Origin of the sequence: Actinokineospora spheciospongiae, assembly GCF_003182415.1 — a bacterium.
GTDB classification, from domain to species: domain Bacteria; phylum Actinomycetota; class Actinomycetes; order Mycobacteriales; family Pseudonocardiaceae; genus Actinokineospora; species Actinokineospora spheciospongiae.
In genome coordinates, this window is sequence record NZ_QHCP01000016.1 from 51749 (window position 1) to 63954 (window position 12206).

Consider the following 12206-nt stretch of genomic DNA (forward strand, 5'->3'; position numbering starts at 1 on the left):
ACGGGGACCCGGAAAATCCCGTTTGAAACCCACACGCTCAGCGCAGCCCGGCCGGATGATCCACTCGTCGGCGGGCGTGCTTCTTGGTAGGTCTTGAACAGCGATCCCGACCACCGAGAAAGGCCCGCCACATGAGTCGTAAGGCCACCCGGCTCGCCGCCGCTCTCGCCGCAGCGACCGTCGTGTCCCTGGCCGGTGTCTCCGTCGCGCTCGCCACGGCAGCGCCCGAGGACCCGATCCCCACGGCATCCGACCGCGCCGCGCCGACGTCCAGTTCCACCCCGCCGTCGTCGTTCCCGCCGAGCTGCACCACCTCCACCCAACCGTCCGATGACGACGACGAGGAGGACGAGGAGAACCGGATGGGCGCGGCGGCGGCGGTGGAAGAGGCCGCCCCGGTCCGGCTCACCGAGCGCCCGCGAGCCGCTGAGGTCGAGCGGGTGGAACCCACCGAGGAACCGAGCGAGACCTCGTCCTCCTCGGCGACGCAGTGCCCGTCCTCCACCACCAGGCCCACCAGCACGGAGGACCGTGCCGGGTGAGCACCGGCAGGCGCCCCGGACACCGCTCGGGGAGACCGAGACGCTTCCGGCCCACAACGGCCGGTCGGGCGGAGCCGCAGGCACTCCGCTCGACCGGCCGTTGCGCTGTCCACTCGGGATTCGACCTCCGCCCGACGGCCCGCCTCGTCAAACCTGGTTGACCGTGGCCGTGTTCCAAGAACCCGGGATCTTCGGGGTGTGCCCGGGTGGGTGGACCCGTAGCCGGACTGGCGGTCGGCGGCTGCGCCGGTGGGGTTCTTGGCGGCTGGTTGCCGCCTGCCCGGCTGTGCCGTCGGAACACCCACCGAACCCCCGGCCCTGGACAGGGCACGGCCTAGGGTGGGCTGATGGAGTTGCGCCACCTCCGCTACGCCGTGGCGGTCGCCGAGCACGGGCACTTCGGGCGGGCGGCCGAGGCGCTCGGGATCGCCCAGCCCCCGCTGTCGCGGCAGATCGCCGCGTTGGAGCGGGAGTTGGGGGTGGTGCTGTTCGAGCGGGTGGCGCGCGGGGCGAGGACCACTGCGGCGGGGGCGGTGTTCGTCGGGCGGGCGCGGCGGGTGCTCGGGGAGGTCGACGCCGGGGCCGCCGAGGCGCGGCGGGCCGCCCGGGGGGAGGTGGGGCACCTGCGGGTGGTGTTCATCGGCTCGGCGCTGCTGGAGCTGCTGCCGTCCCTGCTCGCCCGGTTCCGCGGCGGGCACCCGGCGGTCACCCTGGAGTTGGAGGAGGCGTCGACGCGGCGCGGGGGTGCGGCGCTGCTCGGTGGGGAGGCCGACATCGCCATCACCCGGGGGGCGCCGCGCGACAAGGGGGCGGAGGGGCTTTCGGCGATCCCGGTGGCGCACGACCACCTGATCGCGGTGTGCGGCCTGGCCCACCCCTTCAGCGGGCAGCGCCGGGTGGACCTCGACCAGCTCCGCGCCCAACCGCTGATCGCCGCGCCGGACGCCGAGGAACCCGCCACCGCGCACGCGATCCGCTCCCTGCTCGACGACGCGCGCCGCGCCCCGGCCACCGTCACCCGGGCCCGTGACGTGCACACCACCGTCGGCCTGGCCGCCTGCGGGGTCGGCATCGGGCTGCTGCCCTCGTGCGCTCGCGCGCTCGCGCGGCGGCCCGCGCGGACACCTGGGTCCTGGAGGTCGAACCGGCGCTGCCCCTGCCCGACCTGGTGCTCAGCTTCCGGGCCGACGACCGCTCCCCCGTCCTCGACGCGTTCCTGGCCACGGTCGCCGTGCACTGCCCCGACACCGGCAGGCACCTCGAACGCCTCGGCCGCCCCCATACCCGGGAGGTATCGGAGCAGTAGCCGCTCCGGTATCGGGGCGGACGCGCGTGGGTGGTTCGCGATCGGGTGTGACCATGACCGACGCACCGCAGAAGATCACCGTCCTCAAGACCTACGCCCGCGTGTTCGTCGACGACCTCGACACCTCCCTTCCGGTGTTCGAGCACGTCGTCGGGCGCCCCGCTGACCTGCGCTTCCCCTTCGAGGACGCCGAACTCGCCGCGGTGGGCGACGTCCTGCTGATCGCCGCGCCCGCCGCCGACCTGCCCCGCTACCGCGAGAGCCACGGGCCGCTCGTCGTCGAGGACGTCGAGACCGCCCGGCGGGTCCTGCTCGACCTCGGCGCCACCACCGTGAGCCGCTTCGAGTCGGCGACCGGCTTCGGGTACCACCTGCGCCACCCCGACGGCGTGGTGGTGGAGTACGTCCAGTGGAACCCGGGCCTGGTCGCCCGCATCGTCCACCGCGCCGCGACCGGGTGAGCGCTCAGCCCCGCCCGAGCGCGTCACCCGCCGCGCGGGAGCGGGCCGCCGGGTCCGGCGGGGGTACGACGGTGACTCCCGCACCGGTCAGGATGTCCAGGTCCAGCGACCAGTGGGTGCGGGACCGCTGGTCCCAGGTGGCGAACGCCTCGCGCACGTGCTGTTCGGCCCGCGGCCGGGAGAAGCCGGTGACCGACATGAGGTGCGCGAGCGCCACGCCGTCGGTTCCCCTGACCTGGGCCAGCCCGAAGTGGGTGGTGCGGTGGCAGTCGGTGCACAGGCAGATCAGGCGGCGCAGGGACTGCACCCGCCGGTCGGGGTCGTAGGACCAGCGTTCGTGGACCTCCAGCCAGCGCTGTTCCGCCCTGGCCTCCGGGCGGGCGCAGACCTCGCAGCGCTGCCCGGCGCGGCGGGTGACCATCCGGCGCAGCCGCTCCCAGTCGCGGGGGTCGACGCAGGAGCGGACGTTGGTGAACCAGCACGAACTCGGCACCAGGTCGACGAACAGGCCCGCGCCGAACCCCCGGTCCTCGCCGGGCAGCAGGTCGGGGACGTCGGGCAGCGCCTCCCAGCGGCTCAGGCCCGGCACCCCCGCGCGGGGGGCGTACCACCGCTTGGCCGCCGGGTCCCACCGCGCGCCCTCGGACTTCGCCTCGTCCTTGTCGCGGAAGGGGACGTCGAGCCAGACGCGTTCAACCAACGCCGCCGCCTCCCGTGGTGTGCCGAGCGCACCCCAGGTTAGCGAGCACCCGCGCGGCGGGGATGTCCGCGGGGGTGCCTGCCCGTACCCCCCTCGGGCAGACACCCCTGCGGACCGCGCCCGTCCACCCACGGAAAGTCCTCGCCACTGACCACACCACAGACCGCGGCCCGACTCCACCGGAATTCAGGTTCTCGCGTCACGTCGGACAGCACACCCACCGCTCCGGGGGTCAGCCCACACCCGCCAGGCCCGTGGGCTCGGGATCGGCGGGGACGAGCATCTGGGTCGCCGCCAGCTCGCGGTAGAGCGGGTCGGTGCGCACCAGTTCCCCGTGGGTGCCCTGGGCCCGGATCTGGCCGTGCTCCAGGACGATGATCTGGTCGGCGCCGGTGACCGTGGACAGCCGGTGGGCGATCAGCAGCACCGTGCACCGGCGGGCCGCCTGGTCGACGACCTCGCCGAGGGCGTGCTCGTTGCGCGCGTCGAGCTGCGCGGTGGCCTCGTCGAGCAGCAGCACCCCCGGCTTGCGCAGCAGCGCGCGGGCGATGGCCAACCGCTGCCGCTCACCGCCGGAGAGGGTGACGCCGCGGGCACCGACCTCGGTGTCGAGGCCGTGCTCCAGCCGGTCGACGAACGTGTCGAGCCGGGTCACCCGCAGCACCTCGGTGATCTCGGCGGCGGAGGCGTCCGGGGCCGCGTAGAGCAGGTTGGCCCGGATGGTCCCCGCCATCACCGGCGCGTCCTGCTCGACGTAGGCGATGCGCCTGCGCACCTCGGCGCGCGGCAGGGTGGCGATGTCCACGCCGTCGATGCGGATCGCACCCGCCGTGGGCTCGTAGAACCGCTGCAACAGGGCGAACATGGTGGTCTTGCCCGCCCCGGACAGCCCGACCAGCGCCGTCTTGGTCCCCGGCGGCACGGTGTAGGACACGCCGCGCAGCGCAGGCCCGCGACCGGGGTAGGCGAACTCCACCCGGTCGAACTCGACCAGCGGCGCGGCCCCGGCCACCGCCTCGACCTCGACGTCCACGTCGGTCTCGATGGGCATCCTGGCCACCTCGTCGATCCGGGTGACGGCACCGAGCCCCTGTTGCAGGGTGCCCAGGCCACCGGCCAGGGACGCCAGCGGACCGGTGAGGTAGAAGACGTAGAGCAGGAAGGCGATCAGCGCCGGGGCCGACATGTCCCCGGAGGCCACCAGGGCGCCGCCGACCCCCAGCACCGCGAGGAACGCCGCCTGGATGGCCACCCCGGACAGCACCTTCACCACGGCGACGTACCGGGCACCGACCAGACCAGCCCGGTAGGCCTGCTCCACCGCGGCGTTGGCGGTCTCGGTCTCCCTGGCCTCGGCCCCGTTGGCCTTGACGGTCCTGGACGCGCCCAGCGTCCGGTCCAGTGCCGCGCCGATCGCGCCCACGGACTCCTGGGCGCGCGCCACCGCGGCCCGGATGCGCGGCAGGACCAACCCGAGCAGGACTGCCACGACCAGGATCACCGACGCGGTGACCCCCAGCAGCACGATGTTGACCACGCCCATCAGCACGACGGCCCCGAGCGTCATCAGGATGCCGTTGGCCACCTGCACCAGCCCCTCGGTGGCGGCGTTCTGCACGAGGGTGCTGTCGGAGGTGATGCGGGCGGTGAGGTCACCGGGCGGACGGCGGTCGAGTTCGGGAACCCGCAGCCGGATCAGGCGGAACACCAGGTCCTGCCGCACGTGGCGGACCACCCGCTCGGCGGTCCGCTGCTGCCACCAGGACTGCACGCCGGTCAGCACCGCCCCCGCCACCACCAGCGCCGCCAGGAACAGCACCCACGGCAGCACGGCCCCCTCGGTGCCGAGGGACTCCAGCACGTGCTGGGCGACGAGGGGTTGGACCAGGCCCGCGGCACCCGCGACGAGGACCAGGAGCAGGCTGCCGAGCAGGACCGCGCGGTGGGGGCGGGCGTAGCCGACCAGGACGCTGAGGGCGGACGGGCTGTCGGTGCGGGTGGTCAATGTGGTCCCCGGGGTGCGTGAGGTCGGTGGGCGGGTTGCCCGCTGATTGCGGCCGGAGGGCTCGATCGGCCGGGCGCTCGGGGTGGCCGGTTCGCCGGGCCGGACGGGGAGCCCCGCACCACCCAGCGTGGCACAGGATCTCCGCACCCGGCCAGGTCGATTCGCCCGGCCGGGCGAGGACCGGTGGCGGTGCCCGGATGGGGGGAGGTCCGCCGGGTCGTGGCGTTGCGCGCGGTGATGCCCGCGGGAACCGGGTCCGCCGATGCGGTGACGCCGGTTGTCCCCGGTCGGGGCGGTGGCGACCGGCTCGGGCGCGGCAGCGGCGGGCGCCGGGAGGCGATCCGCCACGTGGCAGAATGCCGTTCCTGAATGAACCGAGAGGTTCAACCGACCAGGTCGTACGAGGGGTTCGGAACCGGTGACCGACAGCAGCGAGCACGACGTCCGGGTGGACAGCACCAACAGCGCGCCGACGATGCAGGACGCGCTGCTGGCACTGCAGCGCTACTGGACCGAGCGAGGTTGCCTGGTGACCCAGCCGTTCAACACCGAGGTCGGTGCCGGGACCGCGAACCCGGCCACCATGCTGCGGGTGCTCGGCCCCGAGCCGTGGCGGGTCGGCTACGTCGAGCCCAGCGTCCGCCCCGACGACTCCCGCTACGGCGAGAACCCCAACCGGTTGCAGACCCACACCCAGTTCCAGGTGATCCTCAAGCCCGACCCGGGCAACCCGCAGGAGCTGTACCTGGGCAGCCTGGAGGCGCTCGGCGTCGACATCCGCGCCCACGACATCCGCTTCGTCGAGGACAACTGGGCCTCCCCCGCGCTCGGCTCCTGGGGCCTGGGCTGGGAGGTGTGGCTCGACGGGTTGGAGATCACCCAGTTCACCTACTTCCAGCAGGCGGGCGGCCTGGTGCTGGACCCGGTGTCGGTGGAGATCACCTACGGGCTCGAGCGCATCCTGATGGCGTTGCAGGGCGTGGCCCACTTCAAGGACATCGCCTACGCCGACGGCATCTCCTACGGGGAGATCTTCGGCCAGGCCGAGTACGAGATGAGCCGCTACTACCTCGACGACGCCGACGTCGAGGCCACCAAGCGGATGTTCGACGAGTACGCCGCCGAGGCGGGCAGGCTGCTCGACGCGCGCCTGCCGGTGCCCGCGTACGTGCAGGTCCTCAAGTGCAGCCACGCGTTCAACGTGCTCGACGCGCGCGGGGCGATCAGCACCACCGAGCGGGCCAAGGCGTTCGGGCAGATGCGCACCCTGACCCGCCGCGCCGCCCAGCTCTGGGCCGAGCGCAGGCAGGAGCTGGAGCACCCGCTGGGTGTGGTCGCGCCACTGGCGCCCGCCTCGGTGCCCGCGCCGCTGCCGGAGGTCGACGCGCCCGCCACCCTGCTGTTCGAGATCGGCGTCGAGGAGATGCCGCACTCGGACGTGACCGCCACCGCGACCTGGGTGCGCGAGGTGCTGGCGGGCAAGCTGGCCGCCACCCGGCTCGGCCACGGTGAGATCAGCGGGTACGCCACCCCGCGCCGCATCATCGCCCTGGTGCGGGACGTGCAGCCCGCCGAGCCGGACGCCGAGCGCACCGTGCGCGGCCCGCGCGTCACCGCCGCCTACGACGCCGACGGCAACCCGACCAAGGCCGCGCAGGGCTTCGCCCGCGGCCAGGGCGTCGACCCCGCCGACCTGGTGCGGGTGGACGTCGACGGCGTGGAGCACGTCGCGGTCGTCCGCACCGACGTGGGCCGGGGCGCGATGACCGTGCTCAGCGACGTGCTCGCCCAGGTGGTCACCGAGCTGCGCGCGGAGAAGAACATGCGCTGGCGCGACCCGGGCCTGTCGTTCAGCCGCCCGGTCCGGTACCTGCTGGCGATGCTGGGCGAGGCGGAGCTGCCGGTGGCGGTGTCGTCGCTGCGCAGCGGCACCACCACCCGCGTGCACCGCACCGCCGCCGACCCGGAGGTCCGCGTCCCCTCGGCCGAGGGCTACCTGGAGTTCCTGGCGGGCCACGGCATCGTCGCCGACGCCGGGCAGCGCCGGGAGCGCATCGTCGCCGACGCGGCCGAGCTGGCGGCCACCGTCGGCGGCACGGTCGACACCACCGCCGAGGCCGCCCTGGTCGACGAGGTCACCAACCTGGTCGAGGAGCCCAACACCATCCTCGGCTCCTTCGACGAGCGGTACCTGGACCTGCCGGAGCAGATCCTCACCACGGTCATGCGCAAGCACCAGCGCTACCTGCCGGTGCGCGGCGCGAACGGCCTGCTCCCGCACTTCGTGGCCGTCGCCAACGGCGACTGCGACCGCGACCTGGTCCGCGCGGGCAACGAGGCGGTGCTGCGGGCGCGCTACGAGGACGCGGCCTTCTTCTGGCGCGCCGACCTCAAGATCGCCCCGGAGCAGCACCGCCTGGGCCTGGTCAAGCTGACCTTCGAGGAGCGCCTCGGCTCGATGGCCGACCGCGCCGACCGCATCGCCGCCGTGGCGGGCACCCTGGCCGAGCTGGCCGGGCTGTCCACCGAGGACCGGGCCACGGTGCGGCGGGCGGGTGCCCTGACCAAGTTCGACCTGGCCTCGCACATGGTCGTCGAGCTGTCCAGCCTGGCGGGCACCATGGCCCGCGAGTACGCCGCCCGCGCGGGCGAGACCCCCGAGGTCGCCCAGGCCCTGGCGGAGATGGAGCAGCCGCGCAGCGCGTCGGACACGCCCCCGGAGAGCACGGCGGGCGCGGTCCTGGCCCTGGCCGACCGGTTCGACCTGCTCGCGGGCCTGTTCGCCATCGGCGCCACCCCCACCGGCAGCTCCGACCCGTTCGGCCTGCGCCGCGCGGCGGGCGGTGTCGTCACCATCCTCCGCGCCACCCCCGCCGTCGCCGCCATCACCCTCACCGAGGGCTTGGCCGCCGCTGCCGCCCGCATCACCGCCCACGGCGTGGAACTGGAGGAGGACGCCCTGGCCGACGCCAGGGAGTTCACCATCCGCCGCTACGAGCAGCAACTCCTCGACGCGGGCCACGAGCACAACCTCGTGCAGGCGGTCCTCCCCCTCGCCGACGCCCCTGCCACCGCCGACACCACCCTGGCGGAACTGGAGAAGCGCGTCGGCGACGAGGACTTCGCCGCCCTCACCGCCGTCCTCCAGCGCGCCCGCCGCATCGTCCCCGTCGGGACCCCGGCGCAGTACGACGCGGGCGACCTGGTCGAACCGGCGGAACTGGCCCTGCACGAGGTGGTCGCCGCCGTCGCCGCCCGCCTGGCGGGCCGCCCCCGCGACCTGGCCGACTTCACCGCCCTGGCCGCCCCCCTGGTCACCCCGGTCAACGACTTCTTCGACGGGGTCATGGTGATGGCCGAGGACGAACGCCTCCGCGCCGCCCGGCTGGGCCTGCTGGCCACCATCACCGCCCTGGCCGAGGGCGTGGTGGACTGGAAGGCGCTGTAGCCGGTCCGAGGCGGCACCCGGAGATCGGGTGCCGCCTCGCCCCGGGGACCGGGTGTCCACTGTGCACCGCTCGTGGCGCTCAGCGGGCCGGACCGGCGATCCGGACGCGATCGCTCTCCTTGTCGGACAGGAACACCGCGAGTTCCTGCCCCTCTTCGGTGACCGCGTCCCGTTCAGCCCGCGAGAAGCGGCGCAGCGGAGCGACGACCACCGTGCCCGCCTCCACGGTCCAGGTCCCGGCGACCCGCCCGTCCACCAGGACCGCCCGCTCCCCCGCCACCGACAGACCACGGTGAGCGGTGTCCACGATGCGACCGCGGTCGTCGTAGCCGAGGAGTGCGTTGTCGAACGCGGGCAGGAACCGCACCGGGGCCGGGGTGTCCGGGTCGGGGCGCGGGGCGTCGGCGAGATCCAGCAGTTCCCGGCCGCGCTCGTCACGAAAGGTGACCAGCTCCCCACGAAGGGCCGTCACCGCGGCCGGAAGACCCGCGAGACCGCTCCAGGCCCGCACGTCGGCCGTGGCAGCAGGCCCGAAAGCGGCCAGGTAGCGCCGGACCAGGGCTTGACCGACGAGGTCAGGACCATCCCCAGCCGGGTCGACCGCGCGCCCCAGCCAGGTGGACATCGGCGCGTACCGGGCGCCCGCCCGCACCCGCCACAGGCCGCGCGGCGGCAGTTGCACCACCGGGATGAGGGCGGCGACCAGCGCCTCCCCCAGCGGCCGGGGGCCCGCGGCGGGCCAGCGGTCGACCACCGCCCTGGCGAGGTCGCCCATCGAGCGGGGTTCACCGTCGGCGAGGACCGCGCGGCCCGCCGCCGCGAGCGCGTCGAGGTCGACCCCGGCGAGTTCGCGGCGGTAGGCGCCGAGCACCCGTTGGAGCAGCATGGCGTCGTGGCGGGTGCGCCAGGCCAGGGCGTCCGCCGCGGTCACCAGGTGGACGGTGCGGCGCATGAGGTGGGTGCGCACCACCTGCCGCCCGGTCAGCAGGTCCGAGAGCGCAGCCGGGTCGAACCCGCGCAGCCGGGACCACAGCCCGGTGAACGGTTCCTGCGGTTCCTGCGCCTGCACCCCGCCGAGGTGCGCGACGGCGTCGAGGACGGGCACGTCGGCGCGGTCGAGCAGCAGTTGCCTGGCGAGCGTGGCCCGGTTGAGCGCCCGGGTGTCCAACACGGTCATCGGGTCATGCTCCCAGCGGTTTCCGCGCGTCGAGGGTTTCGCGGAGGATGTCGGCGTGCCCGGCGTGCTGGGTGGTCTCGGCGAGGACGTGCAGCAGCGCCCCGCGCGCGCTGAGCACACCCCCGGCGGGCTCGTGCCACGGCGCGTCCGGCAGCGGGTGGGTCACCGACAGGTCGGGGATGGCGGCGACGACCTCCGCGGTGCGGGCGGCAACCCGCTCGTAGCGCTCGACCACCCCGGCCAGGGTCTCGCCGGGCCGCATGCGGAAGCCCTCGCGGTGCTCGATCATCCACTCCGGGTACTCGCGAGCGGTCCCGGCCATGACGTCGGCCCAGGTGACACCGTCGGGCAGGTCGTAGGACATCCCCACCGGGCCGTCGACCACGAAGCCCAGCCACCCCTCCTCCACGGCGGTGACGTGCTTGACCAGCCCGCCCAGGCACAGCTCGCTGACGGTCGGGCGCGCGGCCGCCTGCCCGTCGTCGAGGCCGCTCGTCGTGGCGATGAGGGCCGCGCGGGCCTTGGCGAGCGCAGCGAGCAGGTCGGCCCGCTCGGCGTCGAGGGTGGTGGTCGTCTTCGCGTCGTTCGGCATGGGGCAACAGTGGCAGGGGTGGCGGACAGGATGTGTCCGCTTCTGCGGGCAGGATGGGGACATGCCGAAGACCTCCACCCGCCTGCTGGCACTGCTCTCGCTGTTGCAGGCGCGCCGGGACTGGCCGGGGGCGCTGCTGGCCGAGCGGCTGGACGTCAGCGCGCGCACCGTGCGCCGCGACGTCGACCGCCTGCGCGAACTCGGCTACCCCATCGCGGCCGTCAAGGGCCCCGACGGCGGCTACCGGCTCGACGCGGGCGCGGAGCTGCCGCCGCTGCTGTTCGACGACGACCAGGCCGTCGCCCTCGCCGTGGCCCTGCAGCTCGCCGCCGCCTCCGGTGCGGACATCGGGGAGGCCGCGGCGCGGGCGCTGAACACCGTCCGGCAGGTCATGCCCGCCCGGCTGCGCCACCGGATCGACACCCTGCGGGTCACCGCCGTCGACCGGTCCGACGCCCGGGTCGACAGCGCCGTGCTCACCGCCCTGAGCGCCGCTGTCCACGCCCGCGAGGTGCTGCGCTTCGACTACACACCCGCGACCCCGCCGGAGCGGGCCGATCCCCCGCCGCGCCGGGTCGAACCGCACCACCTCGTCACCCGCGCGGGCCGCTGGTACCTGCTCGCCTGGGACCTCGACCGCGACGACTGGCGCACCTTCCGCGCCGACCGCATCACCCCGCGCACCCCCACCGGCCCCCGCTTCACCCCCCGCGAGCTGCCCGGCGGCGACGTGCCCGCCTTCGTGGCCAACCGCTTCCGCGGCTCCGACCCCACCGGCGGCTGGCCCTGCCGCGGCGAAGTCATCCTCGACCTGCCCGCCGCCGTGGTGTCCGCCTACATCGGTGACGGCGTCGTGGAGGAACTGGGCCCGGACCGGTGCAGGCTCCTGCTGGGCTCGTGGTCCTGGACCGGTCTGGCCACCGCGCTCGGCCGGTTCGACACCGACGTCGAGGTCGTCGGCCCGCCCGAACTGCGCGACGCCTTCGCCCACCTCGCCCGCCGCTACGCCCACGCCGGGGACGCGCGGCGGCGGTTTCCTGTGGACGGTGACCCCCCGGGTCGCGGCGTGGCAGGATTCGCCCGTGACCAGCAGACCCGATGAAGCGCGGCACCTGCGCGACCTCGCGCGGCTGCGCCGCGTCCGCGACCGCATCGACCGGGAGTACGCGCAGCCGCTGGACGTCGAGGCGCTGGCCAGGGGCGCGCACATGTCGGCCGGGCACCTGAGCCGCCAGTTCCGGCTCGCCTACGGGGAGTCGCCGTACGGCTACCTGATGACGCGGCGGATCGAGCGGGCGATGGCGCTGCTGCGCCGCGGCGACCTCAGCGTGACCGAGGTGTGCTTCGCCGTGGGGTGCTCGTCGCTGGGCACGTTCAGCACCCGGTTCACCGAGCTGGTCGGGGTGCCGCCGAGCACCTACCGGCGGCAGGCGGCGCAGGCGACGGCGGGGATGCCTTCGTGCGTGGCCAAGCAGGTCACCAGACCGGTCAGGAATCGAGAAGCGCGGGTGCCCGAGCCGCACCTAGCGTGAGCGCCATGGACATCACCATCCACGCCGGCTTCCTCCCGCACACCGACCCGGAGGCCTCCCTGGCCTTCTACCGCGACACCCTGGGCTTCGAGGTCCGCAACGACGTCGGCTACGGCGGCATGCGCTGGATCACCGTCGGCCCGGTCGGCCAGCCGGGGACCTCGATCGTGCTGCACCCGCCCGCCGCCGACCCCGGTGTCACCGAGGACGAGCGCCGCACCATCACCGAGATGATGGCCAAGGGCAGCTACGCCGCGGTCCTGCTGGCCACCCCCGACCTCGACGGCACCTTCGCCCGGTTGCAGGCCACCGACGTCGAGATCGTCCAGGAGCCGACCGAGCAGCCCTACGGGGTCCGCGACTGCGCCGTCCGCGACGACGCGGGCAACCTGGTCCGCATCCAGGAACTGCGCTGAGCCCCGCCCCACGGATGGAGACGACGA

General features: G+C 74.4%; 11 protein-coding genes and 1 pseudogene. 8 read left to right on the top strand and 4 right to left on the bottom strand.

What is annotated here, in order from left to right; all coding sequences use genetic code 11:
* Positions 1–131 precede the first annotated feature (131 nt).
* From DFQ13_RS29930 to DFQ13_RS29940, 4 genes and pseudogenes are all read left to right on the top strand, one after another.
* The gene (locus DFQ13_RS29930) at positions 132–542 is read left to right on the top strand and encodes a hypothetical protein (RefSeq protein ID WP_146241401.1); all 411 of its coding nucleotides are present in this window, start codon (positions 132–134) and stop codon (positions 540–542) included.
* A gap of 347 nt (positions 543–889) precedes the next feature.
* Positions 890–1591, top strand: a pseudogene (locus DFQ13_RS29935) (LysR family transcriptional regulator); the annotation flags it as partial.
* Positions 1592–1629: 38 nt separating this feature from the next.
* Positions 1630–1848, top strand: a complete 219-nt coding sequence (locus DFQ13_RS35365) for a hypothetical protein (RefSeq protein ID WP_233438654.1) — start codon at positions 1630–1632, stop codon at positions 1846–1848.
* Between the two features lie 53 nt (positions 1849–1901).
* Positions 1902–2309, top strand: coding sequence for a VOC family protein (locus DFQ13_RS29940; protein WP_219994703.1), 408 nt, complete (start codon positions 1902–1904; stop codon positions 2307–2309).
* 4 nt (positions 2310–2313) lie between these two features.
* Here the strand turns inward: DFQ13_RS29940 and DFQ13_RS29945 are convergent, their stop codons facing one another.
* Together DFQ13_RS29945 and DFQ13_RS29950 are read right to left on the bottom strand one after the other, a co-directional pair.
* Positions 2314–3009, bottom strand: coding sequence for a DUF5710 domain-containing protein (locus DFQ13_RS29945; protein ID WP_110082202.1), 696 nt, complete (start codon positions 3007–3009; stop codon positions 2314–2316).
* Positions 3010–3241: 232 nt separating this feature from the next.
* On the bottom strand, positions 3242–5014 hold the full coding sequence (locus DFQ13_RS29950; protein ID WP_110082203.1) for an ABC transporter ATP-binding protein: 1773 nt from the start codon (positions 5012–5014) through the stop codon (positions 3242–3244).
* A gap of 418 nt (positions 5015–5432) precedes the next feature.
* Between DFQ13_RS29950 and DFQ13_RS29955 the strand changes: the two genes are divergently transcribed.
* The gene (locus DFQ13_RS29955) at positions 5433–8462 is read left to right on the top strand and encodes a glycine--tRNA ligase (RefSeq protein WP_233438638.1); all 3030 of its coding nucleotides are present in this window, start codon (positions 5433–5435) and stop codon (positions 8460–8462) included.
* Positions 8463–8541: 79 nt separating this feature from the next.
* Here DFQ13_RS29955 and DFQ13_RS29960 read toward each other — a convergent pair whose 3' ends face one another.
* Together DFQ13_RS29960 and DFQ13_RS29965 are read right to left on the bottom strand one after the other, a co-directional pair.
* Positions 8542–9639: a winged helix DNA-binding domain-containing protein gene (locus DFQ13_RS29960; protein ID WP_110082204.1), complete on the bottom strand. Its 1098-nt coding sequence runs from the start codon at positions 9637–9639 to the stop codon at positions 8542–8544.
* 4 nt (positions 9640–9643) lie between these two features.
* Complete coding sequence (locus tag DFQ13_RS29965) at positions 9644–10231, bottom strand: DinB family protein (RefSeq protein WP_110082205.1); 588 nt, start codon at positions 10229–10231, stop codon at positions 9644–9646.
* A 61-nt stretch (positions 10232–10292) separates the two neighbouring features.
* On the opposite strand from DFQ13_RS29965, the gene DFQ13_RS29970 reads away from it, so the two are divergent.
* The 3 genes from DFQ13_RS29970 to DFQ13_RS29980 are packed head-to-tail and all read left to right on the top strand — an operon-like array spanning position 10293 to position 12179.
* Positions 10293–11333 carry a helix-turn-helix transcriptional regulator gene (locus DFQ13_RS29970; RefSeq protein WP_110082206.1) on the top strand — a complete coding sequence of 347 codons (1041 nt, stop codon included), beginning with the start codon at positions 10293–10295 and terminating at the stop codon, positions 11331–11333.
* Positions 11314–11763, top strand: a complete 450-nt coding sequence (locus DFQ13_RS29975) for a helix-turn-helix transcriptional regulator (protein WP_035277719.1) — start codon at positions 11314–11316, stop codon at positions 11761–11763. The genes DFQ13_RS29970 and DFQ13_RS29975 overlap by 20 nt, the downstream gene beginning before the upstream one ends.
* A gap of 5 nt (positions 11764–11768) precedes the next feature.
* Complete coding sequence (locus DFQ13_RS29980) at positions 11769–12179, top strand: VOC family protein (protein WP_110082294.1); 411 nt, start codon at positions 11769–11771, stop codon at positions 12177–12179.
* Positions 12180–12206 lie beyond the last annotated feature (27 nt).